The sequence below is a fragment of the Candidatus Arsenophonus triatominarum genome, from assembly GCF_001640365.1.
Classification (GTDB): Bacteria; Pseudomonadota; Gammaproteobacteria; order Enterobacterales; family Enterobacteriaceae; genus Arsenophonus; species Arsenophonus triatominarum.
Genome location: NZ_LWMI01000008.1, coordinates 22,944 through 44,372 on the forward strand (window position 1 = coordinate 22,944; position 21,429 = coordinate 44,372).

31 protein-coding genes and 2 pseudogenes are annotated in these 21,429 nt (G+C 46.0%); all 33 read left to right on the top strand.

Features of this window, described 5'->3' with window-relative positions:
• Positions 1 to 7: 7 nt before the first annotated feature.
• The 33 genes and pseudogenes from AYJ55_RS07325 (at position 8) to AYJ55_RS34465 (ending at position 21,415) form a co-directional block, all read left to right on the top strand.
• Positions 8 to 436 carry an antiterminator Q family protein gene (locus AYJ55_RS07325; protein WP_187153197.1) on the top strand — a complete coding sequence of 143 codons (429 nt, stop codon included), beginning with the start codon at positions 8 to 10 and terminating at the stop codon, positions 434 to 436.
• A 209-nt stretch (positions 437 to 645) separates the two neighbouring features.
• Positions 646 to 882 (top strand): phage holin family protein, encoded by a 237-nt coding sequence (locus AYJ55_RS07330; protein ID WP_245677302.1) that lies wholly within the window; start codon positions 646 to 648, stop codon positions 880 to 882.
• Positions 842 to 1,324, top strand: a complete 483-nt coding sequence (locus AYJ55_RS07335; RefSeq protein WP_063655214.1) for a lysozyme — start codon at positions 842 to 844, stop codon at positions 1,322 to 1,324. The genes AYJ55_RS07330 and AYJ55_RS07335 overlap by 41 nt, the downstream gene beginning before the upstream one ends.
• The gene (locus AYJ55_RS07340; protein WP_063655216.1) at positions 1,294 to 1,743 is read left to right on the top strand and encodes a lysis protein; all 450 of its coding nucleotides are present in this window, start codon (positions 1,294 to 1,296) and stop codon (positions 1,741 to 1,743) included. The genes AYJ55_RS07335 and AYJ55_RS07340 overlap by 31 nt, the downstream gene beginning before the upstream one ends.
• A 170-nt stretch (positions 1,744 to 1,913) precedes the next feature.
• Positions 1,914 to 2,486, top strand: coding sequence for a hypothetical protein (locus AYJ55_RS07345; protein ID WP_063655217.1), 573 nt, complete (start codon positions 1,914 to 1,916; stop codon positions 2,484 to 2,486).
• Positions 2,483 to 2,686 (top strand): hypothetical protein, encoded by a 204-nt coding sequence (locus tag AYJ55_RS07350; RefSeq protein WP_063653409.1) that lies wholly within the window; start codon positions 2,483 to 2,485, stop codon positions 2,684 to 2,686. Before AYJ55_RS07345 ends, AYJ55_RS07350 begins: the two co-directional genes overlap by 4 nt.
• 14 nt (positions 2,687 to 2,700) lie before the next feature.
• Positions 2,701 to 3,252, top strand: a complete 552-nt coding sequence (locus AYJ55_RS07355; protein ID WP_063655218.1) for a terminase small subunit — start codon at positions 2,701 to 2,703, stop codon at positions 3,250 to 3,252.
• 162 nt (positions 3,253 to 3,414) lie between these two features.
• Entirely contained in the window at positions 3,415 to 5,037 is a 1,623-nt protein-coding gene (locus AYJ55_RS07360) for a terminase large subunit (RefSeq protein WP_063655219.1), read from the top strand.
• Positions 5,034 to 6,434 carry a DUF1073 domain-containing protein gene (locus AYJ55_RS07365; protein ID WP_063655220.1) on the top strand — a complete coding sequence of 467 codons (1,401 nt, stop codon included), beginning with the start codon at positions 5,034 to 5,036 and terminating at the stop codon, positions 6,432 to 6,434. The genes AYJ55_RS07360 and AYJ55_RS07365 overlap by 4 nt, the downstream gene beginning before the upstream one ends.
• Positions 6,421 to 7,095, top strand: a complete 675-nt coding sequence (locus AYJ55_RS07370; RefSeq protein ID WP_245677303.1) for a phage head morphogenesis protein — start codon at positions 6,421 to 6,423, stop codon at positions 7,093 to 7,095. The genes AYJ55_RS07365 and AYJ55_RS07370 overlap by 14 nt, the downstream gene beginning before the upstream one ends.
• Before the next feature lie 7 nt (positions 7,096 to 7,102).
• Complete coding sequence (locus AYJ55_RS07375; protein ID WP_063655293.1) at positions 7,103 to 8,320, top strand: DUF2213 domain-containing protein; 1,218 nt, start codon at positions 7,103 to 7,105, stop codon at positions 8,318 to 8,320.
• A 2-nt stretch (positions 8,321 to 8,322) separates the two neighbouring features.
• Positions 8,323 to 8,841, top strand: a complete 519-nt coding sequence (locus tag AYJ55_RS07380) for a structural cement protein Gp24 (protein ID WP_425393781.1) — start codon at positions 8,323 to 8,325, stop codon at positions 8,839 to 8,841.
• 11 nt (positions 8,842 to 8,852) lie between these two features.
• Positions 8,853 to 9,794, top strand: a complete 942-nt coding sequence (locus AYJ55_RS07385) for a DUF2184 domain-containing protein (RefSeq protein ID WP_063655221.1) — start codon at positions 8,853 to 8,855, stop codon at positions 9,792 to 9,794.
• A gap of 35 nt (positions 9,795 to 9,829) precedes the next feature.
• Positions 9,830 to 10,111, top strand: a complete 282-nt coding sequence (locus tag AYJ55_RS07390; RefSeq protein ID WP_063655222.1) for an STY1053 family phage-associated protein — start codon at positions 9,830 to 9,832, stop codon at positions 10,109 to 10,111.
• The gene (locus AYJ55_RS07395) at positions 10,065 to 10,475 is read left to right on the top strand and encodes a DUF4054 domain-containing protein (protein ID WP_063655224.1); all 411 of its coding nucleotides are present in this window, start codon (positions 10,065 to 10,067) and stop codon (positions 10,473 to 10,475) included. The genes AYJ55_RS07390 and AYJ55_RS07395 overlap by 47 nt, the downstream gene beginning before the upstream one ends.
• Positions 10,472 to 11,020, top strand: a complete 549-nt coding sequence (locus AYJ55_RS07400) for a hypothetical protein (protein ID WP_063655226.1) — start codon at positions 10,472 to 10,474, stop codon at positions 11,018 to 11,020. Before AYJ55_RS07395 ends, AYJ55_RS07400 begins: the two co-directional genes overlap by 4 nt.
• A complete protein-coding gene (locus AYJ55_RS07405) occupies positions 11,007 to 11,396 on the top strand; it encodes a hypothetical protein (protein WP_063655228.1) in 390 nt (129 codons plus the stop codon). The genes AYJ55_RS07400 and AYJ55_RS07405 overlap by 14 nt, the downstream gene beginning before the upstream one ends.
• Positions 11,386 to 11,937, top strand: coding sequence for a phage neck terminator protein (locus tag AYJ55_RS07410; RefSeq protein WP_063655230.1), 552 nt, complete (start codon positions 11,386 to 11,388; stop codon positions 11,935 to 11,937). Before AYJ55_RS07405 ends, AYJ55_RS07410 begins: the two co-directional genes overlap by 11 nt.
• The gene (locus AYJ55_RS07415) at positions 11,937 to 13,415 is read left to right on the top strand and encodes a DUF3383 domain-containing protein (RefSeq protein ID WP_063655232.1); all 1,479 of its coding nucleotides are present in this window, start codon (positions 11,937 to 11,939) and stop codon (positions 13,413 to 13,415) included. Before AYJ55_RS07410 ends, AYJ55_RS07415 begins: the two co-directional genes overlap by 1 nt.
• Before the next feature lie 9 nt (positions 13,416 to 13,424).
• Complete coding sequence (locus AYJ55_RS07420) at positions 13,425 to 13,865, top strand: phage structural protein (protein WP_063655234.1); 441 nt, start codon at positions 13,425 to 13,427, stop codon at positions 13,863 to 13,865.
• On the top strand, positions 13,865 to 14,275 hold the full coding sequence (locus AYJ55_RS07425) for a phage tail assembly chaperone (protein ID WP_063655236.1): 411 nt from the start codon (positions 13,865 to 13,867) through the stop codon (positions 14,273 to 14,275). The genes AYJ55_RS07420 and AYJ55_RS07425 overlap by 1 nt, the downstream gene beginning before the upstream one ends.
• An 11-nt stretch (positions 14,276 to 14,286) precedes the next feature.
• Entirely contained in the window at positions 14,287 to 14,466 is a 180-nt protein-coding gene (locus AYJ55_RS32805) for a DUF6889 family protein (protein WP_074167969.1), read from the top strand.
• Entirely contained in the window at positions 14,453 to 16,447 is a 1,995-nt protein-coding gene (locus AYJ55_RS07430) for a transglycosylase SLT domain-containing protein (protein ID WP_063655238.1), read from the top strand. Before AYJ55_RS32805 ends, AYJ55_RS07430 begins: the two co-directional genes overlap by 14 nt.
• Positions 16,447 to 17,031 (top strand): phage baseplate protein, encoded by a 585-nt coding sequence (locus AYJ55_RS07435; RefSeq protein ID WP_063655240.1) that lies wholly within the window; start codon positions 16,447 to 16,449, stop codon positions 17,029 to 17,031. Before AYJ55_RS07430 ends, AYJ55_RS07435 begins: the two co-directional genes overlap by 1 nt.
• Positions 17,021 to 17,320: a phage baseplate plug family protein gene (locus tag AYJ55_RS07440; RefSeq protein ID WP_063655242.1), complete on the top strand. Its 300-nt coding sequence runs from the start codon at positions 17,021 to 17,023 to the stop codon at positions 17,318 to 17,320. The genes AYJ55_RS07435 and AYJ55_RS07440 overlap by 11 nt, the downstream gene beginning before the upstream one ends.
• 26 nt (positions 17,321 to 17,346) lie before the next feature.
• Entirely contained in the window at positions 17,347 to 17,484 is a 138-nt protein-coding gene (locus tag AYJ55_RS30580) for a hypothetical protein (RefSeq protein WP_187153198.1), read from the top strand.
• A gap of 14 nt (positions 17,485 to 17,498) precedes the next feature.
• Positions 17,499 to 18,470 carry a phage protein gene (locus tag AYJ55_RS07445; protein WP_063655244.1) on the top strand — a complete coding sequence of 324 codons (972 nt, stop codon included), beginning with the start codon at positions 17,499 to 17,501 and terminating at the stop codon, positions 18,468 to 18,470.
• Positions 18,470 to 19,222 (top strand): Gp138 family membrane-puncturing spike protein, encoded by a 753-nt coding sequence (locus AYJ55_RS07450; protein WP_063655246.1) that lies wholly within the window; start codon positions 18,470 to 18,472, stop codon positions 19,220 to 19,222. The genes AYJ55_RS07445 and AYJ55_RS07450 overlap by 1 nt, the downstream gene beginning before the upstream one ends.
• Positions 19,223 to 19,384, top strand: a complete 162-nt coding sequence (locus AYJ55_RS30585; RefSeq protein WP_187153199.1) for a hypothetical protein — start codon at positions 19,223 to 19,225, stop codon at positions 19,382 to 19,384.
• Between the two features lie 13 nt (positions 19,385 to 19,397).
• Positions 19,398 to 19,750: pseudogene (locus AYJ55_RS07455) on the top strand (contractile injection system sheath initiator).
• Positions 19,750 to 20,941 (top strand): annotated as a pseudogene (locus AYJ55_RS07460) (baseplate J/gp47 family protein). Before AYJ55_RS07455 ends, AYJ55_RS07460 begins: the two co-directional pseudogenes overlap by 1 nt.
• Positions 20,938 to 21,144, top strand: coding sequence for a baseplate wedge 1 family protein (locus AYJ55_RS34460; protein WP_281181104.1), 207 nt, complete (start codon positions 20,938 to 20,940; stop codon positions 21,142 to 21,144). Before AYJ55_RS07460 ends, AYJ55_RS34460 begins: the two are co-directional and overlap by 4 nt.
• The gene (locus AYJ55_RS34465; RefSeq protein ID WP_281181105.1) at positions 21,131 to 21,415 is read left to right on the top strand and encodes a baseplate wedge 1 family protein; all 285 of its coding nucleotides are present in this window, start codon (positions 21,131 to 21,133) and stop codon (positions 21,413 to 21,415) included. The genes AYJ55_RS34460 and AYJ55_RS34465 overlap by 14 nt, the downstream gene beginning before the upstream one ends.
• Positions 21,416 to 21,429: the final 14 nt, after the last annotated feature.

The window sequence follows — 21,429 nt, forward strand, 5'->3', positions numbered from 1 at the left end:
AAAGATCATGAGCAGAGACATCGAAAAAATACTACTACACTGGGGAGGCTGGTGTGCGGGCAATCCGTATGCCTCGGTGAGCTGGTTGTCAGTGGCATCAGGTTTTAATCGCTTCATGCCATTTTCCACCTCCCGATTATCGTGCAGTGATACGGACGGGCTGGTGATTGATGTGTGCGTCAGTCGCCTTAAGACGGTGGGAATGGCGAGAGAGTTGAGTTACATTGAGGATTATTACATCCGAGGGATATCCAAGCGTGCCATTGCGCGAAAGTTTTCGGTACGAGAGGATGAGGTGCGAAAAAGAATGCAAATTGCGGAAGGATTTATTCTAGGATGCTTAGAAACCCTTGATATTCAATTAGATATCGACATATTGTACAAATATCATACAAACAGTTATCAAACACTAGTGCGGCCGCAAAAGGTATGCTAAAGTGCCCAAGATGAATTTTTGCGTCCAGCAGAAATGTACGCTGATAAATGAAACCTCGATTAAGTATTTTTTGCTCACCTCGCTTTTGCGAGGTTTTTTGTTTTTACGCCACCGCAAAACTGACACATTCAATAATCAAAACGAGTAAGGCGGTTGGCTCCCCTGTTTAATTTAAAGTAATGGAACCCTCAAAGGTAGGGTATATGCGCATGTCTGAAAAATACTCAACACCTGCCGCCTATCTGTGGGGCATCATGACCACCATCGGGGGAGTCATGACAACGATTTTTGATTTTTTTACCCTTGAGCAGTGGGTAGCTGTGATGGGTATTGTCTGCACGATAGGGACATTTTTTATCAACGTGTACTACCGCAAAAAGGATTACAAACTCAAGGAGCGTCAGTATGAAGATACCGAAAAAAATATTGATGGCAACGGGCGGTAGTGCGCTGTTTTTAGCCTCAGCGATGATAACGCATTTCGAAGGGCTGAGACTTAAGCCCTATTTTGACGGTGGCGGTATTCTTTCTGTTTGCTACGGGCACACAGGCAAGGATATTGTGCGTAACCGGATGTACACGCAAGAAGACTGCGATAAGTGGCTTAATGACGATTTAAAAGCCGTTAAACGTTATGTTGACCCGTTGATTAAGGTCAATATCAACACGCTAACACAGGCAGCCCTTTACTCATTTGCTTATAACGTGGGAGTGGGTAATTTTGCCAAATCGACCTTGTTCAAAAAGCTCAACAACAATGACCGAAAAGGGGCATGTGATGAGATGAAACGATGGATTTACGTAAAAGGCGAAGTCTGGAAAGGGCTAATGACCCGTCGGGAAATAGAGAGCGTAATATGTTATGGAGACCTTACGCATTTGTCGTAGCGATGATTGTCGCATTGGTTTTATCACTCGTTTTTCTCAACAGCCGTTACAAAACCGTCAAGCAAAACTATCAAACGCTAAAACAGAAATATCACGAGCAAATTGAAGCGTTGGAATTGCAGCAGCAGAAGATAGAAGCCTTGCGCCAACTCGATATTAAACACACCGAGGAACTCAATAATGCCAAAGCGGAAATTGATAAGCTCAATGATGCTGTGCGTGCTGGCGTTAAGCGGTTGCACGTCAATGCCGTGTGTCCAATACCCAAAACCGCTACCACCCAGAGCCGACATAATGAAGCCACCCCACAACTTAGTAAGGCAGCTCGAGAAGATTATTTCCGTCTCAGAGCGATGATAGCTGAGAACGAAAAGCAGACGGAATATCTACAGCAGTACATCAAAACACAGTGTTACTGAATCGGTCATTGGCACGTTCAAATCTTAACAATCTCAGCGCCACGCACGCGCATCAATAAAACACAGAACCTTATAGAAAGTCGAGCCTGAAGAACGCCGTTTAAAATGGTGCTTTTCTGTGGGCGGCTGTTCTGTGCGCGCAGGTTCGATTGTCTATAAGGAAAAGTACGATGAAATTAGTAACAACTAAAAATGACAATTTTTTAGTAACAGAAATGCCAACAATGACCAGTCTGGAAATGGTGGATTACATTAATGCTGACCGGAAATCAAAAGCGGAAGCAGAAGCATTAACGTTTCCTTGCAAAAAATATCGTAAATTACAGCACAATAATTTTATGGCAAAAGTACCCAAAGTTCTTGGAGAAACATCTGCTAAATTTTTAGCTGATGATATTTTCACCACTGGAAACGGTGCCCAGTCTATTCGAAAAATTTACCGATTTCCAAAACGTGAAGCCTGTCTAATGGCAATGAGCTACAGCTATGAGTTGCAGGCTAAAATCTATGACTACATGACGGAGTTGGAAGAAAATAAAGGATTAGCTTTTACTATTGAGCAATTACAAAATATTGTTGCTACAGCCAGAAAAGAGTCTGATAAAGACTCTTCGGATGCTGGTCGTCGATTACGTAAGCGTCAAGATGATTTACCCATTCTTAAAAAAGCTGAAAAAACAGTAATGGAGTTATCTCAAATCCCCCTTGATTTAATTGGTGGGAGCATGAGGTTAGAAGGATGACTCCTGAGCAATTCATCGAAGCCAATGTTAAGGCCGAGTTAATCAAGCTCGGCTTTTCTTCTTCTGTCGCTAGCTTAGCCACAAGTGAAGCTATCCGGTATTACCGCAAACAGCCAGCTAGCAGACGAGGAAAGATGATAGCGGATTGTCTCAATCAGGCTAAACGATGGGCGAAGAGTGCGGCTAAAAATAAACATTAAGTAAGGTAGCTATTATGACTCTCACAGATAAACAGGAAGCCTTTTGTCGAGAGTATCTGATTGATTTAAACGCAACACAGGCGGCAATAAGAGCAGGCTATAGCGAAAAAACAGCCCGTAGAATAGGGAGTGAGAACGTTACAAAACTAGACATCCAAAAACGCATACAAGACCTCATGGAGGAGCGCAAAAATCGCATTGAGGTTAATGCTGACTACGTTCTTAAGCGACTGGTTGATATCGACCAGATGGACGTATTAGACATTCTGAACGAGTCAGGCGATTTAAAACCAATAAAAGAATGGCCTAAAGTCTGGCGAACAACATTAAGCGGTTTGGATATAGCGACTATTCAGGTGAAAGGCAAAGATGCGTTGCTTAAAAAGATAAAGTGGCCGGATAAAATCAAGAACCTTGAATTACTCGGCAAGCATATCACTGTTCAGGCTTTTCGTGAACAGGTCAGTAATGAGCACACAGGAAAAGAGGGTAATCATATCGAGTATATTACCCATGACATGACCCCTGAACAGGCAGCAGAAGCCTATAAAAAATTGATGGGGTAACGGGTTAAAATGGATATATTATTTCTACTACAAATAATGTTAAAGTAAAAGTATCAATTAATATCAATATATTATGTAAATTAACTTCCTATTTTATATTTTTTATGTACGCATTTATGTGCGATATATTTTTTTGACTCCCCTTTTCCCGGACAAATTTCCATGCCTTTACCGTTTCCTTTTGACTTTAAAAAACCGGATTATGTCCAGGTGTTTGAGTGGCGCGCTGAGCGATTAAAACGCCTTCGTGAGCAGCCCGAAAGACTTAAACCATTAACCCGATTTTACAAGGACAATCCCGCGCAGTTTATTATCGACTGGGGCATGACCACAGACCCACGTAACATTGATTATAGGCTACCGGTCACCATCCCGTTTTTGTTGTTCCCCAAACAGGAAGAATGGATTGATTGGATAATGACCCGTTGGCGTGGGCGTGAAAATGGTATTACCGAAAAAAGCCGCGAGATGGGGTTAAGCTGGACGTCAATTGCGTTAGCCTGTGCGTTGTGTCTCTTCAACAATGAAATGGTGATTGGCTTTGGGTCACGCAAAGAAGAGTACGTTGACAGCACCGGTGACCCGAAAGCGCTATTTTGGAAAGCGCGTAAATTTGTTGAAACGCTCCCTCAAGAGTTCAGAGGGGGATGGGAAGCGAAAAAGCATGCGCCTTATATGCGGGTCAACTTTCCAAATACGGGAGCAATTATCAAAGGTGAAGCAGGGGATAATATCGGACGGGGTGACCGCACGACACTCTATTTTGTCGATGAAGCCGCTTTTTTGCCTCGTCCGTTACTGATTGATGCCGCCTTATCGCAAACGACACGTTGTCGCATTGATTTAAGCTCGGTCAATGGCATGGCTAATCCGTTTGCTCAAAAACGTCATAGTGGCCGTATTCCGGTGTTTACCTTTCATTGGCGCAGTGACCCCCGTAAAGATGAGCAGTGGTACGAAAAAGAGTGCCAGAAAATTGATAATCCGGTCATTGTGGCGCAAGAGTTGGATTTGAACTATCAGGCGTCGGTTGAAGGAGTGTTGATTCCGGCAGAATGGGTACAGGCGGCGATTGATGCCCACACGAAACTTGGCATTAACCCAACCGGTATTCGCCTGGGTGCCTTTGATGTGGCGGACGAAGGCAGAGACAAGAACGCTTTTTCTTGGCGCCATGGCTTCTTGCTTGAAGGTATTGAGGAATGGTCGGGAAAAGGCAGTGATATTTTTGGCAGCGTTGAGCAGGTGTTCAATTTAGCCGATAAATATCAGCTTGAAAGTTTTCGCTTTGATGAAGATGGACTCGGGGCAGGTGTACGAGGCGATGCGCGAATTATCAATGACCAGCGCAGACAAAAAAGAGCGACACGCATCGACGCGGTGCCGTTTCGCGGCAGTGGTGGCGTGTTTGATCCCGAGGAGGAGGCAGTCGCTGGATTTGACGGCCAGAATGCGCGATTAAACAAGGATTTTTTCGCCAATGCCAAAGCACAAAGTTGGTGGCATTTACGCAAACGCTTTCAAAATGTTTACCGAGCGGTAGTCGAAAAACAGCCATTTAAACCGGATGAACTCATTGCCATTAATAGTGCAATGCGACTCAAAGACAAACTGATTGTTGAGCTATCGCAGCCAACCTATTCCATTAACGCCGTGGGGAAAATCGTGATAGATAAACAACCGGATGGGACAAAATCACCCAATCTGGCGGATTCGGTGATGATTAATTTTGCGCCGATGAATACGGCACTTGAAATTTGGTCATTATTGGGTAGAAACGCATGACAAAAAAGAAAAAATCACGTCATCAAAGAACGGTTGATGGGTATGAGAATTTTACCGCCCGGGTCGGGATGCAAACACCCAATCAACATGCTGATTCCACTTATCGCCCTGATTGGACAAGTCGAAACCGGTTGTTACTGGAATATGCCTACCGCTCATCGTGGATCATTGGTGCGGCGGTCGATACCGTCGCTGATGACATGACCCGAAAAGGCGTGCGGATCACCTCGCAAATGGAGTCGAGCGATAAAGGTGCAATCGAATCCTTATTTGATGAACTGGAAATATGGGAAAGCCTGAATAACGCCATTAAGTGGTCACGGCTCTACGGCGGCGCATTAGGGCTTATTATGATAGAAGGGCAAGCGCCTTCAACCCCCTTGCGCGTCGAGACGATAGGGCAAGGTAAATTTAAAGGGATTTTACCGCTTGACCGTTGGCAGGTTAACCCCGATTTGAATCGTCGTATCAAAACGTTAAGCAAGGACTTAGGCAAGCCAGAGTTCTACGACATTGTGACTGTTGAGAATGGTATCCCCGCCTGGAAAGTGCATCATAGCCGCTTGATCCGTTTTGATGGGGTGACGCTCCCTTATCAGCAAGCCAAAACCGAGAATGAGTGGGGCATGTCGGTCATTGAACGTATTTTTGACCGGTTAACCGCCTTTGACAGCACCACAACCGGTATTGCGCAACTGGTATACAAAGCGCATTTACGAACTTTTAAGGTAACAAAATTACGTGAAATCATTGGCACCGGTGGTCAACGTTATGAAGCACTGATGAAGCACATGGACATGATACGTCAGTACCAAAGTAATGAAGGGATGACGCTGATGGATTCTGACGATGAATTTGAAACGCATAGCTACTCGTTTTCAGGATTGGATAACGTGCTGGCGCGCTTTGCTGAGCAAATCAGTGGGGCAACTGGTATTCCCTTAGTCCGATTGTTTGGTCAATCACCGTCAGGGTTCAATACCGGCGATGCGGATTTAGCTAACTATTATGACAATATCGCGACACAACAAGCAAGGCGACTCAAGCAACCGTTACGCAAACTCTTTGAAATCCTCCATCAATCGGCATTAGGTGAACCCTTACCGGATGATTTTAGTTTTGCCTTTAATCCGCTGTGGCAAATGTCAGACATGGATAAGTCTAACGTCGCGGTTAACATGATTAATGCGCTCAATGCCGCGCAGGATGGCGGCATGCTGTCAGTAAAAGCGGCCATGTCCTCGCTACGGGATTTGTCCGATGTAATCAGTATAGGCAGTACCATCACCGATGAGGACATAGCGAATGCGGAAGAAGAAGCACCGCCAAGGCTCAGTTCTGTCCACGCACCAACGGTCAAAACGGGCGGAAACCCAATATCGAATGAGCCTGAGTAAGGTCGCCCACGAAATTGGGGCTATCATCAATCAGCGTTACGACGGAACGAATGATTCAGTGCTGGAGATTCAGCAAGCATTAGCGGATTACAGCGCACTCATTGATAGCTGGGCAAAGCGGATAGCGACAAAATTTGTCGACACGGTATCACAAGACAACGCGAGATTGTGGCAGCAAACTAGCCGTGAAATGAGCAAAGAACTCAAACAGTTGATTGCTCAAGCGCCAATAGGTCATGTGATGCAATCACTTGTTCATGAGCAAATCAAGTATATCAAATCCTTACCGATTGAGGCTGCCGATAGAGTCTATGACATTCAAAACCGGGCGATTGAGGCGGTTGTGAACGGTGAGCGCCCTGAACATTTTACCGCAATGATAGCGAATTCCGGCAATGTGACGGCATCGCGGGCAAAAATGATAGCCCGCACCGAGTTAGGTCGCGCAACACAAGCACTGACACAAGCGAGAGCATTAGCGATAGGCTCAACAGGCTATATCTGGCGCACGGCTAATGATGGTGATGTACGCCATTCGCATAAAAAACTGGAAGGTCAATTTATTGATTGGCATAACCCACCCACACTTGACGGGATGACAGGGCACGCGGGTGCGTTGCCGAATTGCCGCTGTTATTGTGAAGTCTCTTTTTCTGAATGAAAAAAATATGAAATATTTCTTTAAAACCCGTCTTGGTAACACCCGTTACCAAATGGCGGATGGCTCGCTATTGTGTAAAAACGTACCGATAGCTCGAACAGGCACGCAAGTTTACTCCGCATTGGATTTGCCGAATCTGACGCCTGACAATCGTGGCCAAATTCTAGTTGAAAGAAGCGAAGATGAAGTCTTTCGTCCTGAAACGCTGGCCTCTTTTGAGGGGATGAGCGTCACGTTGAGCCACCCCGAAGATGCAGAAGGCAATGTGATTTTTGTGGATACCGACAACTGGCGCGATTTGGCGCAAGGGCATGTGCAAAATGTGAGACGCGGAGAGGGTGAACAGGCGGATTTGATAATCGCGGATTTAATTATCAAAGATGCGCTCGCAATCGAGGAAATTAATCACGGCAACGACGAAGTCTCGTGTGGCTATGACGCGCAATACGAACAGATTGCGCCTGGCATCGCCCGTCAGTATGAAATCGTTGGCAATCATGTCGCTCTGGTACCTAAAGGCCGAGCGGGAATACGATGTGCAATTGGAGACAGTATGTCAAACAAAACACAAACCTGGTTCAAACGGCTGCTAAGTGCCCATCGCACGAAAGACGCCGTAGCCATGGAATCAGCCTTAAATAATCCGCCTGAATCCCTTACTGGGGATGAAGGCACGGGTGAATTACCCAAGGCAATCAACATTAATATTAGTCCGCAACATCCGATGCCAGCGGAAAAACCCGAAGAATTGACCCGTGATGAGGCGGTACCGGATTACATTCAAGCCATTTTGACAAGGTTAGATGCCCTTGAGGGTAAAACCGCTGATAGTGGCGATAAACCGGAGGATAAAACAACAGGTACTGTTGATGACGAGGAAAAAAACGAAAAGGCAGAAACCATCACCGGCGATGCGGCATATAAAGCAGAGTTGATTATGCCAGGGGTAGCCCTTTCAACACCGGTAAAACCCACGGCCTTTAAACGTCAGGTGTTAGCCAATGCAGACCAAACTATTGTGCGCGCTATTGTCGGCGATGCGGAAATTAACCGCTTACCCAGGCGCACCGTGGATATGGCGTTTAATGCGGTCGCAGAACTTTCGAAAAACCGCAATATCGCCAATACCCCCACTATCGATTCAATCCGAAAATCCGGCAATGCGATTGCGGATTTAAACAAGTCAAATGCCGAATTTTGGGCGACACGAGGTAAAAATCTATGATGATGATGAAACCTTATTTATACCGGATGCCAGTGGGTATCGCCGGTGCAATCTCCCGTTACCGTGATTTAACCACTGAACCGGTGTTACTAAAATCTAAAGATGGTTTTCCCGCCTATGGCTTGGCAGGGAAATATGACGGCGATTATTTTGTGCCGCTTGCTGAAAATGATACCGCAGACGTTATCAAAGGCATTTATATTCGCCCGTATCCCACCACGCAAACACAAGATTTTATCCGGCAGGTTGGCACTGAAAAGAACTTTACCGGCGATGCGCTAAAGCGAGGCTATGTCGTGGTGAATGTTGGCGTGGATAGTCAACAGGTTAAAAAAGGCGCCAAGGTCTATGTGCGAGTGGCAGGAGCAACGGATAAAAGCCCACTGGGTGCTATTTTGATTGCCGAAGAAAAAACGGGGTCAGGGGCGTCAGAAAAAATCAATACCGTGATATTGGCGAATGCTGAGTTTACCGGCCACGGTGATGCTGACGGCAACGTTGAAATCTCGTACAAAATTTAAGGAATTAACCCATGTTAACATATGACCAACGCACGTTTGACTCAACCGGTGCTTTTTTGATTGGGGAACTCGAGCGTTTAGACCAAACGATTAATATGCCTTTGGTGCAATACACCAACAGTCGGGATGTCCAACGTCGTGAAGATGTCTCGATTGCGGATGAAATTTCGAGCTTTACCCGTACAGGATTTGCAGCAGCAGGCAGTGGCGCTAATCCTAACGGTAAAAACTGGATTAGCATAGATTCCACCGCATTAGCGGGTGTCAATATTGATATTCAAAAATATGGCTTCCCTTTGCCGCTTTGGGGAATGGAGCTGGGCTGGACGGTCGTGGAATTACAGTCCGCCAGACAAGTAGGTCGCCCCGTGGATGCACAGAAACATGAAGGGATGCGTTTGAAATGGAATATGGATATGGACGAACAGGTCTATATTGGTGATACCGGATTGGGTATTAAAGGCTTGCTCAATCTTGACAATATCAAGACTAACAATGCTGCCAAAGCGTGGAGCCAGTCGACTGCCGATGAAATTCGCGACAGTATCAACAAAATCTTAAGCGATGCATGGGCTGCATCGGCTTACTCGATGGTTCCCACAGACTTACTTATTCCGCCAGAACAGTTTGCTCACATATCTAGTGTTATCGTCTCTAGTGCGGGTAACCAGTCATTACTGACATATCTCAAAACTAATACCATTGCGTATCATCAAAACGGAGTGCCACTCAATATTTATGCGGTGAAATGGTTAAAAGGGCGAGGTGTCAGCAACAAAGATCGCATGATCGCGTATACCAATGATAAACAGTATGTTCGCTTCCCAATGGTACCGTTACAGAGTATCCCTATCCAATACCGCGGATTGTATCAACTGGTGACTTATTATGGTCGTCTGGGTGCGGTTGAAGCGGTTTATCCGGAAACACTTGCTTACTGTGATGGTATCTAAGCCCCAATATGGGGCTTCATTTTTAGAGGTTGATTATGAAAATTCAGGTACATACCCCTTTTACGCTTACTCATGAATCGGGTGATCGAACCGATTTTGATGTGGGTATTCATGAGGTCAGTAAAAGCACGGCGGAGCATTGGTTTGCCAAGGTACATAGCATCGTGCTTAATCCCGTTAAAGCGCAAACCAACGAAAACGTGAGTACCAAGACCGGGAAAAAAGGGAAAGAGAAAATCAACCAGGAAACTGAAAATAAAGAGGGTATTGATGAGCCAACGGAACAAACACCTGCCAACGATACAGCAATTCCGTAATGATTTTCCCCCGTTTCAGGATGCGGTTAAATTTCCTGACGCGCAAATTCAGCTTCGTTTAAATTTAGCAGACAAATTTCTCAGTGAAAATGTTTCAGGGAGTGATGTTTTTCCGTACTGGGTGGGGTTATTTGTTGCGCATTATCTCACGCTTTATGCCATGGATACACGATCTTTACAGGCAGGGGGAGTCGGGGGATCAAGTTCAGGCGTGGCAACCGCTAAGTCAGTGGATAAGGTCAGCGTCAGTTATGACAACAGTATGACACTCAACCCCAATGCGGGATTTTGGAATAATACCCGATTTGGCGCGGAGTTTTATCAGTGGGTACTGATGTTTGGCGCAGGGGGACGGCAATTATGAAAAGTGGCGTCACCTTAAGCATTGACAACACGGGTAAATTATTTGATGCCCTTACTCAACTTGGCAAACAGGACGTGCTAGTCGGTATTCCGGCTGAAAAGAGTGAACGCGAGGATATTTCCTTTAGCAATGCGGCGATTGGATATCTCAACGAATTTGGTTCGCCCGCTAAAAACATTCCGGCAAGACCCCATCTAATACCGGGTATTCGTTCAGTGCACACCAAAACTAGCGCGGAACTTAAAATAGCCGCTAAAGCCATTTTGGATTCTCAACCGGATAAAGCAGAGCAAGGATTAAATCGAGCAGGTCAAATCGCCGTTCAAGGGGTACAGACCGTCATTACCCAAAGCAATTTTACCCCACTGGCTGACAGTACATTAGCTGCCCGGGCAAGACGGGGACGCAAAGGTGCGGCACAAGCGCTTGAAAATCGAAAAGCCGGTTTACCGCCGGATAATGCCAATGCCAGACCACTGATTGATACAGGAACCTATCGGCGTGCAATCACCTATTTAGTGAGAAAGAAAAATGCCAATGCTTGATGTAACCGATGTGCTTTTTGATCCAGATTTTTGCGATACCTCGCTCACTTACACACGACGGGAAATTTTGATTGATGATGAAGGTATTACCTCGACAAAAGAAAGTACTTACCCTTTTTCAGGTGTCGTTACTGTAGATAGTTCAATTGAAGCGCAAATACGCACATCCGGACAACTCGTTAGTGGTCGAATATTGGTGGTGACCACCACCCGATTAATAGCCGGTGAAACCCATCATATTGGCGATATAGTTACCTATCAGGGGCGCAAATATCTGGTGAAATCCGTGGATCCTTACACTGCTTATGGCGCGGGATTTGTTCAGGCGCATTGTGAACTGATGCCGTTTGACGGAGGAATCTCTCATGAGCAATAACAGCAGTACGGAGGCGGGATGGCTAACGCCCTTTGATGAGAATGCCCTGTATAATGAAGGCTTAAATCGTCTGTTAAGTCTTTGGGTTTGTGGCGTTTCTGGATTGCCAGCGAAACATGTTTTACCCCGCTGGCAACGCGATCCGGCACCGTTGCCATCCCCTGATACTAACTGGTGTGCCTTCGGTATCATTGATATTACCAGTGAGCCAAACCCCTCCATGGTCAATCAACGTGATGAACTAAGCGAACTTTGGCAGTACGAGACCTTAACGTGTATGGCCTCTTTCTACGGAAAAGACGGCATGGTCTATGCCGCCCGTTTTCGAGATGGCATTATGCTCAGTCAAAATAACGCGGAACTGAATAAGTCCAATCTTACACTCGGGAGCCACAGTCAAATTACGGCGTTTCCTGAGCTTATCAACAATCAGTGGGTAAACCGGTTTGATATAACCGTTTATCTACGTCGCAAAGTGGTGCGTCGCTATCACATAAAATCAGTGACAGATGCCCACGTCACGTTTTTGGGAGACAAATAATGTCAACAGGTTTACCCGTTTCAAGGGTGGTTAAGGTCACGCTTGATATGTCACCGCGTGCCGCAAGTCGCCGTAATTTTGGTTCACTGCTAATTGTCGGTGACTCACCCGTTATCGATCCGCTTGAGCGATTACGGGCGTATTCCAATATTGAGGAAGTCGCCAATGATTTTGGTACAACCGCACCCGAGTATCAGGCGGCTTCACTCTATTACCAGCAGTCACCAAAGCCCGTCGATTTATACGTGGGACGCTGGGTAAAAGCAGCCTCACCCGCATTATTGCGCGGTGGCATTTTGTCCGAAGATGAGGCTAAAATCCGCAACTTCAACGCGATCACTGATGGTGCAATGGTTATCAGTGTTAATGGCAAGAATGTGAAACTAACCGGTATTGATTTTTCACAAGAAACCAATTTAAACGGGGTTGCCGCAAGAATTAGTGAAAAAATGAACACGTCCACGATGACGTGGAATAACAGTGATCACCGCTTTGTTGTCACCTCGAATACGGCTGGCAAAACAAGCGCAGTGGGTTTTGCTTCCGCACCGGAATCAGGTACCGATTTATCGGCGTTGCTGAAACTCACCCAAGAGAGTGGCGCAACCCCTGTTTCAGGTATGGACGGTGAAACTATCGTTGAGGCGGTGACAACCTTGGCGGATTTTTCGAGCAACTGGTATGGACTGGTGGTAACCGCTGCCCTTTCTACCGATGAAGTCAAAGGTATTGCCAACTTTATTGGTGCGGCCGGCAGTTCACGCATTTTTGGTTACACTACGCAAGATACCGCCGTACTGGATAGTACGAAAGAAGATGATATCGCCTCGATTTTGAAAAAAGCGAAATATCAACGGGTCTTTACACAATATTCTTCATCAACCCCCTATGCAGCAGCCTCTGCTTTTGGTCGTGCATTTTCTGTCAATTTTGGCGGCAATAACACCACCATTACGCTCAAATTCAAACAGGAGCCTGGTGTTAAAGCGGAGACGTTGACTACGTCTCAGGCGAATACGCTGGCAGCAAAAAACTGCAATGTGTTTGTTAATTACGATAACGACACCGCCATCATGCAGGAAGGCGTGATGACCAATGGTGATTTTTTCGATGAACGCCACGGCCTGGATTGGTTGCAAAATTTTGTGCAAACCAATTTGTACAATCTTTTGTATACCAGTACCACCAAAGTCTCTCAAACGGAGCAAGGCAGCACGACGCTTTTAACCAATGTTGAGCAATCCCTAGCGCAGGCGGTCACTAATGGATTACTTGCACCGGGTATCTGGAACGGCGGCAGTATAGGTCAATTGGCAAGCGGAGATACGCTCACCAAAGGGTATTACGTCTATATCCAACCGCTTGCGGAGCAGGCGCAATCTGAACGAGAGAAACGCAAAGCGCCGCCGATTCAGGTTGCCTGTAAGTTAGCGGGTGCGGTGCATTTCGCGGATGTCCTGATTACCATTGTTCGATAAGGAGAGAAAATGGCCGCTTATAGTTTTATTGATGTTTCCGCCACGCTAACCGGCCCCACGGGGGTGATAGATTTAGGTGCAGGTTCAGCCAACTCAGAAGAGGGCATTGTGGTGACGATGACCGAGGCTAAAAACACCATGACCATTGGTGCTGATGGAGAAGGGATGCACACACTACACGGGGGGAAGTCAGGTACGGTAACCGTAAGTCTGATTAAAGCCTCGCCTGTTAACAAAAAACTGATGATCGCCTATAACGCGCAAAGCGTGTCATCAGCGCTTTGGGGTAATAATGTGATTGTGATACGTAATCCGGTATCCGGCGATATCATCACCGCGCGTAGTTGTGCTTTTCAGAAAATACCGGATTTGCAAAATGCAAAAGAGGCGAATGTGCTTGCTTGGATTTTTGACTGCATTAAGATCGACGCTTTATTAGGAGAATTCTAATGGAAATTGAAATTAACGGTCACGAGTATCGCGCGACGAAACTGAGTGTCTTTGACCAGCTTAAAGTAACGCGAAAATTATTACCCGTATTATCCGGTTTAACGGGTGAATTGCAAAAATTACAGCAAGGGCAAATGCCAATGGCAGCGGTGTTACCTGTTATGGCTAATGCCATTGCCCAAATGAGCGATGAAGACTGTAACGCGATTTTACACCCTTGTTTAGCCGTGGTTTCACGCAAAAATGCCAAGGCATGGACGCCGATTTTTCGCCAGGGTGAACTGATGTTTGATGATATTAACTTGAAGAGCCTGCTTGAGATTGTGGCGCAGGTGATTGGAGACTCCCTCGGTAATTTTTTTCACGCACCCCAAGGCGACGAGACAGCCAGCCTCCCATCGCAGGACTAACCCTCGATTCACTGCCTGACGGCAAAGATTTTTTACGCTTCCCCGTTGAGTATGGCTACATTCCCTTTACCGCATTAAAAGACGGCTCGGTTGACCTGGCAGATTTAGCCGAAATTAACGATTGGATAGATATTAAGCAAGATAACGAAGCGCGAATTGCGCGTTGGAGGAATCGCCATGGCGAATGCTGAAACATTGCGGGACTTTCTCATCAGCCTAGGTTTTAAAATTGATGACAGTGGCATGCGAAAATTTCAGTCCGTTGTTACCGGGGTGAGTGCCAATGTTATCAAACTGGGGGCGACTGTTGAGGGAGCAGCGCTGGCCGTCGTGGGGTTTACCACACAAATTGCGGCAGGACTAGATAAGATGTACTGGGCGTCACAGCGTACCGGCGCCAGTGTCGCCGGCATAAAAGCATTGGGGTATGCCGCCAGTCTCACCGGTAGTAGCGCAGAAGCGGCAAGCGGTTCACTTGAAAATCTGGCACGATTTTTAAGAAACAGTCCGGGTGCGGAGGGGTTTTTAAATCGCCTTGGGGTGCAGACCCGAGATGCCAATGGCAATTTGCAGGATATGAGCGCTATTTTTACCCGTGTAGGTAATAAACTGACCTCCATGCCTTATTACCGCGCCAATCAATATGCTCAACTACTCGGCATTGATGAAAATACGCTAATGGCAATGCGCAGAGGCATTAATGCCTTTTCTGCGGATTACCAGCGGATGCTCAAGCAAACGGGATTTACCGCCGATCTTGCTGCCAAACAGTCAAACCAGTTTATGATCTCGATGAAAGGATTGACGGGGTTGTTTGGCATTTTTCGCGATAAAATCGGATCTCATCTTGCAGGGGGATTGAGCAGAGAGATAGACAATCTCCAAAAAAGACTACTGGATAATTTCCCGAAAATTGAGCGGGTATTAACCAGTATAATCAAAGGCAGCAATCAGGCCGGTGGAATGGTGAGTCGGGTTATCTGGCGAGTCAGTCAGGTGATAGGACAGGTTTTTGATTGGTGGCGCAATTTAGACGAAAAATCTAAAACCCTCATCACTACCTTTAGCGGATTGGCAGCGGCTATCTGGTTGCTCAATCGCGCGTTTTTTGCCTCGCCCATCGGGATTATCACCGGCCTGATTGCTGCTTTACTGTTACTTTGGGAAGACTACCAGACGTGGAAAGAAGGTGGAAAATCCTTTATCAACTGGTCTAAGTGGGAAAGTGAAATAAACCAAGTAAAAGCGGCATTTAAGTGGTTAGGTGAAAAATTAACAGGATTGGTTGACCTGGTAGGTGGTTGGCAAAATGCGCTTGAGCTATTGGCTATTTTTATCGCGGGTGCATGGGTGAGCAAGGTGTTAGCGGCTTTTGGCAAAATTGCCAAGTTACCTATCCCACCCTGGCTGAAATTGTGGGGTCTCTATGCAGGGTATCTGATTTCAGATAAAGAGAATATCAGCGATAGCGCAAACGCATCATGGGATTACAACACCCGTCAAGTCAAACGCGCGATTGGTAACGGTTTGGATTTTTTCGGCATTGATAATAGCTGGGCAAACAAAAATCAAGGTGGCAATATACCGGATAATATCGCTGATGTGCCTACGGGAAGACCTAAACCCAGTACATCAGGCAGGCAATTACTCGGATGGCTACAACCGACACTGGGCAAACTGGAGCAGCTTTATCGACTCCCTGAAGGCTTACTTCGCAGTGTGGCCATCACAGAGTCTGGCGGCAATCAGTTTGCGATTTCCCGCGCTGGCGCAAAAGGATTATTCCAGTTAATGGATGGCACCGCCCGTGATCTTGGGCTAAACGGGAATGAGGTATTTGATCCGGTTAAATCAGCGCAAGCGGCCGCGCGTTATCTCGCTCAACTGTTTAAGATGAACGGTGGGGATATTGAAAAGACATTAGCTTCTTACAATTGGGGGATTGGCAATGTGCAAAGGCATGGTATGGCGTTAATGCCACAGGAAACCCGCAATTACATTCCGAAAGTATTAGGCAACATGCCTGGATCTAGCGGAAATTCAGTTGCTCAGGAAACGAATATTTATGTTCAAGGTGCCTTAGATCCCCGCTCTACTGCCAATGCGATTGCCGATAAACAAACGGGCGTTAACGCCAGACTGATTGGACAATTAACCCAGCGAGCCTACTGATGGATATCCTTTCTACGCTTTTTTCACAACGATCGCGCAAAATTGGTTTACTAGTACCGGATGTGGTGATTTCTGAAAAACATCAAGATACGTTAGAAATAACAGAACATCCGGTTGAACTCGGCGCTGAAATTGCCGATCACGCTTATAAGCGTCCAGCAGAAGTCACGATGGAGGTTGGGTTTTCAAGTAGTGGATCGCTGTTGGATTTTTGGGACACGGCAAAAGTGGGTATTCGCGTTGGGTTAAGCGCGCCAGAAATTTACCAGCAAATTTTATCACTTCAAGCCAGCCGTCAACCGTTTGATGTGATAACAGGTAAGCGCAAATACCAGAATATGCTCATTCGGGCAATCGAAGTGACCACCGATAAACACACGGAAACCGTGTTGATGGCGATATTAACCTTACGGGAGCTTAACATCACCCAAACCCAAACGGTTAATATCAAATCTACCGATGCAAAAAATATGCGAGAAGGTAACACAACCGGTAGTGTGAGCAATACCGGTATGAAAACGCCAAAACCCGTTGATAATCGCAGCCTTTTAAACCGAGGTTTAGGATTGCTAAATGGAAATTAACGAAATACCGCTTACTCCCACCAACCAGCAGTTTACGATTAAGCTATCCGATACTGTTTGGCAGTTTCACCTTATCTGGCGTGAAAGTGCAGGATGGGTGCTGGATATACTCACGGTTGATAATCAACGAGTGATACAGGGTATTCCGCTAGTCATAGGTGAAAATCTACTGGCTCAATATCAACACCTTATCAGTGAAGGGAAGCTTGTCTTGCTGTCGGATGAGGAAAGCGACATCAATCCCAATACCTTGGGCACAACCGTAAAATTGTACTGGATAACCGATTGAGGATTGACGGGATGATGAATAAAAAAATGAGTGAATCACTGCCTAAAACACCGCAGGCAAATAAAATAATTGAACGTAAAAATACTTTTATGTCTTTCGAAAAAGCGTTGCAGCTAACTCAGCAGAAATACGCCGACATTATTAATGCGCTGGCAGATAAATAAGTGAATCTATCTCCATGTCAAAAAACTGGATACGAAAATGCTCACTGATTATCAGTGATGAAAAGGGTGAAGGCATTGAGCTGTCAAATTTTCGCACTACATTCAATATCACCTGGCCAGATACGCGTTACCCTCGTACGGCGGTGTTTAAAGTCTGGAATCTAAAAAAAGAAACCGTTAGCAAAATTCAGGCCGAGGAATTTGTTAACGTGCAGCTTATGGCGGGCTATCAGGATAACGTGGGTCTGATATTTACCGGGAAAATCCGCTATACGATTTCAGGCAGAGATAACCCCACCGATACGTTTGTGATTGTTCAGGCGATTGACTCGCACGAGGCTTATGATTATGCCACACTCAATACCACATTAAGCGCAGGGCATACTCAGTCAGAACAACATAACACGTTACTCACAGGGCTTGCGCCTTATGGGATTGTCAAAGGGGTGACGCCGGAGTTCGATAATACCCGCTTTCCTCGGGGTAAAGTGTACTTTGGTATGGTCAGAAATGCCGCAGATAATCTGGCAGCGCAATGCTTTGCCTCGTGGCAATACCTTAACGGCCAGCTTGTGATGGTGCCAGAAAACAAGTACGTCCAAGAGGCAATTGTGCTTAATAGCGCAACCGGTTTGATCGGTCTTCCTCAGCAAACGATTGAGGCGGGGGTAAATGTGCGTTGTTTGATTAATCCAAACATCCAAATAAACGGGCTTATCCGTCTTGACCAGGCGTTAATCTATAGGACGATGTTACCCAACAGTGATATCGCCCTGGGATATAGCAAAATTAGTGAAAGCGATGACAATAATTTGCGGCAAACGCAAGGCGCTGTCTCACAACCGGCGAGTCTTTCCACCGATGGGGATTATATTGTGAAAAATATCACTTACACCGGTGATACACGCGGTAAACCGTGGTACATGGACTTGGTGTGTATTGCCAAAGGGTCGAATGATCGAATTGATATTAAAAAGGTGGGATAATGGCGATTTCTGTAGCAGCACGTACCGGTGACCCACAACAACTACTTGAAGTCTTTCGCCATACAATCTCATCACAGCTTCGTGTTGCGATGCCGGGGATTATTCAGTCATTTGATGCCAGCAAAGTCACTTGTGTGGTTCAGCCGGCGATTAAAGGAACCTTAACGGATAGCCAAGGGCATGTGCAGTCGGTAAATTTACCGCTACTGGTTGACGTGCCAGTTGTGTTCCCGCGTGGTGGCGGTGTGACAATGACTTTCCCCGTCAAAAGCGGTGATGAGTGTCTGGTGGTCTTTGCAGATAGATGCATTGATTTTTGGTGGCAAAACGGCGGAGTACAAGAAGCGATTGACCCAAGACAACATGATTTATCGGATGCCTTCGCTTTCATCGGTGTGCAATCACAAAAACAGAAGATAAGCCAAATTAGCACGGATGCGATGCAGTTAAGAAGTGACGATGGCGCAACCTATTTTGAATTAAACCCGACAACGCAAAAAATGAAAATTGTTGCCCCTGGGGGGCTTGAAATTGTGACACCAGAGACTACATTTTCGGATAGAGTCACCATTAAAGGATTACTGAGTTGGTTAGGTGGTATGGTGGGTTCGGCGGTCTCCGGTGTGGCTGCAAAAATCACCGGTGCGATTGAATTTTTGGGCACATTGACATCTAATGGCAAACGGATTGACGAAACACATACCCACAAAGGTGTCAAAGCCGGTGGTGATAATTCAGGTGAGGTAAATTAAATGAAAGAAAGTGTTAACATTTTTTTTGGCGGTTCTTATTTACACAAACTAAAAACCGCATGGCGACTTATGGGCGTGATTTTTTTATTAATAATCAATGAAGAGCCATCCTTAAAGTTAGAAGACATCAAGGTAGTTGAAAAAAATAAAAAACAACATTAAAAGGGTGCGATTGATGCGTTATCGACGAGAAACAGAAAAAGGTGACTACAGCTTTGGTCAGGGGATAACACATTTTTAACCAATACGCCTGATGCTGTCGCTCTGGCGATTAAAACCCGTTTGTCACTCTGGCAGGGGCAATGGTTTTTAGACAGTGAGGAAGGTACGCCCTGGTTACAATCGGTATTGGGAAAACCTTATCTTGATGCTTACGGCATGACCATCAAAGAGCGCATACTAGGTACACAGGGCGTAACCACGTTAACCGATTTCAATGTCAGCCAAGACTCAACGGCGCGAAAACTCACCATCACCGCAAAAGTACAAACCCAATATGGCGAAACTTCCTTTATCCACGAGGCATAATGTTAAATCTTGATACGTTAGGGTTGTCAGCGAAAGTCACTGACGACGGCATCAGTGCGCCCGATTATCAAAGCATACTGATGCGATTAACTGATTTTTTTCATCAAATTTATGGGCAGGATGCGTATTTAACGCCGGACAGTAAAGATGGCCAGATGATAGCGATTTACGCGTTAGCCATCCATGATGCGAATAATGCGCTTATCGCCACCTATAACAGTTTTAGCCCAAGTACCAGTAAAGGGGCTGCGCTATCAAATAATGTCGCCATTAATGGCATTTCACGTCATGCATCAGGCTACTCTAATGTGGACGTGGTGTTAACCGGTCAGGTCGGCACTTTGATTACGAATGGGCGCGTACGGGATAAAAACGGCAATATCTGGCGATTACCTGAAACCGTCACACTGGACATCCATGGCGAAGCGACGGTGACAGCGGTTTGTCTGGTTGCTGGAAGTGTTACCGCATTAGTGGGTGAAATAACCGAGATAGCCACGCCCACACGAGGCTGGCAAACGGTGAACAATCCCAAACCCGCAACACAAGGTAGGCCGATTGAAACGGATAATCAATTACGGGAGCGGCAGCGCAAATCGGTCTCACTCCCTTCACGTACGGTACTGGAAGGTATACAGGGCGCGATTAGCCTGATACCAGGGGTAACGAGGCAACGCGGTTTTGAGAATGACACTAGTAAAACGGATAAAAACGGTATTTCTCCCCATTCCATTGCGATGATTGTGGACGGTGGCGATGTCAACACGATTGCCAACGCAATCGCACAAAAGAAAACCCCAGGGGCAGGCACGTATGGTGATACCGCCGTGACAGTAAAAGACCGTTACGATATGCCAATTACGATTCGCTTTTCCCGGCCTAAAACTGTCGATGTGCATTGTGGAAATCGACTTAACCGCTTTTTTGGGGTTTACCACCCTCACCGGTGATAAAATCCGACGTAAAGTTGCAGGCTATATCAACCAACAACTCATTGGCGACAATCTGTATCTGACCCGTCTTTATTCACCGGCAAATCTACCTGCGCGATGAAGAAGGGAAAACGTTTGATATTACGTCGTTAAAGATTGGTAGAACACCAGAAAGCGTGAAAGAGAAAATTTAATCGTGGCTTTTAATGAAGCCGTTAGTTGTCGTGAGGATAACGTCAAACTGGTGGTGGCCTCATGAGAGATTACACCGAGTACATCACCCCACAACATCGTCAAGCAGATAAGTTTACACAACATATTGAGTTAATGACACGCTCTTTGAGGGATATTTCAGCCTTAGCCTCACAGCTTAATGCGTTTTTCAGTATTGATACGGCAACGGGTAAACAACTGGATGCCGTCGGCGAATGGATAGGCTTATCACGTTTTGTCAAACGCTGATAAAAGGGGTCTATTTTTCACTGGATACCGAAAAGGTGGCTTTGACCAGGGGAGCTGGAAACGGCGCTTTGATGCTGATAGTGGTTTTACTGAGCTTGATGACGAAACCTACCGCTTCATATTAAGAGCAAAAATCCGAGCAAATCACTGGAATGGCACAAGCGAGATGCTTTCAGAAATTTATCAGGGCGTAATCCCTGATGAAACGGTAAAAATCTTTTTTATCGACAATCAGGATATGTCGATGGATGTGTATCTCACCGGTGGGTGATACCGGAAGTGACA

What these genes read in the sequence shown, in the direction of transcription:
- AYJ55_RS07325 (WP_187153197.1), top strand. Translation starts at nt 8, where the DNA reads ATGAGCAGAGACATCGAAAAAATACTACTACACTGGGGAGGCTGGTGT.
- AYJ55_RS07330 (WP_245677302.1), top strand. Translation starts at nt 646, where the DNA reads ATGTCTGAAAAATACTCAACACCTGCCGCCTATCTGTGGGGCATCATG.
- AYJ55_RS07335 (WP_063655214.1), top strand. Translation starts at nt 842, where the DNA reads ATGAAGATACCGAAAAAAATATTGATGGCAACGGGCGGTAGTGCGCTG.
- AYJ55_RS07340 (WP_063655216.1), top strand. Translation starts at nt 1,294, where the DNA reads ATGTTATGGAGACCTTACGCATTTGTCGTAGCGATGATTGTCGCATTG.
- AYJ55_RS07345 (WP_063655217.1), top strand. Translation starts at nt 1,914, where the DNA reads ATGAAATTAGTAACAACTAAAAATGACAATTTTTTAGTAACAGAAATG.
- AYJ55_RS07350 (WP_063653409.1), top strand. Translation starts at nt 2,483, where the DNA reads ATGACTCCTGAGCAATTCATCGAAGCCAATGTTAAGGCCGAGTTAATC.
- AYJ55_RS07355 (WP_063655218.1), top strand. Translation starts at nt 2,701, where the DNA reads ATGACTCTCACAGATAAACAGGAAGCCTTTTGTCGAGAGTATCTGATT.
- AYJ55_RS07360 (WP_063655219.1), top strand. Translation starts at nt 3,415, where the DNA reads ATGCCTTTACCGTTTCCTTTTGACTTTAAAAAACCGGATTATGTCCAG.
- AYJ55_RS07365 (WP_063655220.1), top strand. Translation starts at nt 5,034, where the DNA reads ATGACAAAAAAGAAAAAATCACGTCATCAAAGAACGGTTGATGGGTAT.
- AYJ55_RS07370 (WP_245677303.1), top strand. Translation starts at nt 6,421, where the DNA reads ATGAGCCTGAGTAAGGTCGCCCACGAAATTGGGGCTATCATCAATCAG.
- AYJ55_RS07375 (WP_063655293.1), top strand. Translation starts at nt 7,103, where the DNA reads ATGAAATATTTCTTTAAAACCCGTCTTGGTAACACCCGTTACCAAATG.
- AYJ55_RS07380 (WP_425393781.1), top strand. Translation starts at nt 8,323, where the DNA reads ATGATGAAACCTTATTTATACCGGATGCCAGTGGGTATCGCCGGTGCA.
- AYJ55_RS07385 (WP_063655221.1), top strand. Translation starts at nt 8,853, where the DNA reads ATGTTAACATATGACCAACGCACGTTTGACTCAACCGGTGCTTTTTTG.
- AYJ55_RS07390 (WP_063655222.1), top strand. Translation starts at nt 9,830, where the DNA reads ATGAAAATTCAGGTACATACCCCTTTTACGCTTACTCATGAATCGGGT.
- AYJ55_RS07395 (WP_063655224.1), top strand. Translation starts at nt 10,065, where the DNA reads ATGAGCCAACGGAACAAACACCTGCCAACGATACAGCAATTCCGTAAT.
- AYJ55_RS07400 (WP_063655226.1), top strand. Translation starts at nt 10,472, where the DNA reads ATGAAAAGTGGCGTCACCTTAAGCATTGACAACACGGGTAAATTATTT.
- AYJ55_RS07405 (WP_063655228.1), top strand. Translation starts at nt 11,007, where the DNA reads ATGCCAATGCTTGATGTAACCGATGTGCTTTTTGATCCAGATTTTTGC.
- AYJ55_RS07410 (WP_063655230.1), top strand. Translation starts at nt 11,386, where the DNA reads ATGAGCAATAACAGCAGTACGGAGGCGGGATGGCTAACGCCCTTTGAT.
- AYJ55_RS07415 (WP_063655232.1), top strand. Translation starts at nt 11,937, where the DNA reads ATGTCAACAGGTTTACCCGTTTCAAGGGTGGTTAAGGTCACGCTTGAT.
- AYJ55_RS07420 (WP_063655234.1), top strand. Translation starts at nt 13,425, where the DNA reads ATGGCCGCTTATAGTTTTATTGATGTTTCCGCCACGCTAACCGGCCCC.
- AYJ55_RS07425 (WP_063655236.1), top strand. Translation starts at nt 13,865, where the DNA reads ATGGAAATTGAAATTAACGGTCACGAGTATCGCGCGACGAAACTGAGT.
- AYJ55_RS07430 (WP_063655238.1), top strand. Translation starts at nt 14,453, where the DNA reads ATGGCGAATGCTGAAACATTGCGGGACTTTCTCATCAGCCTAGGTTTT.
- AYJ55_RS07435 (WP_063655240.1), top strand. Translation starts at nt 16,447, where the DNA reads ATGGATATCCTTTCTACGCTTTTTTCACAACGATCGCGCAAAATTGGT.
- AYJ55_RS07440 (WP_063655242.1), top strand. Translation starts at nt 17,021, where the DNA reads ATGGAAATTAACGAAATACCGCTTACTCCCACCAACCAGCAGTTTACG.
- AYJ55_RS30580 (WP_187153198.1), top strand. Translation starts at nt 17,347, where the DNA reads ATGAGTGAATCACTGCCTAAAACACCGCAGGCAAATAAAATAATTGAA.
- AYJ55_RS07445 (WP_063655244.1), top strand. Translation starts at nt 17,499, where the DNA reads ATGTCAAAAAACTGGATACGAAAATGCTCACTGATTATCAGTGATGAA.
- AYJ55_RS07450 (WP_063655246.1), top strand. Translation starts at nt 18,470, where the DNA reads ATGGCGATTTCTGTAGCAGCACGTACCGGTGACCCACAACAACTACTT.
- AYJ55_RS30585 (WP_187153199.1), top strand. Translation starts at nt 19,223, where the DNA reads ATGAAAGAAAGTGTTAACATTTTTTTTGGCGGTTCTTATTTACACAAA.
- AYJ55_RS34460 (WP_281181104.1), top strand. Translation starts at nt 20,938, where the DNA reads ATGAGAGATTACACCGAGTACATCACCCCACAACATCGTCAAGCAGAT.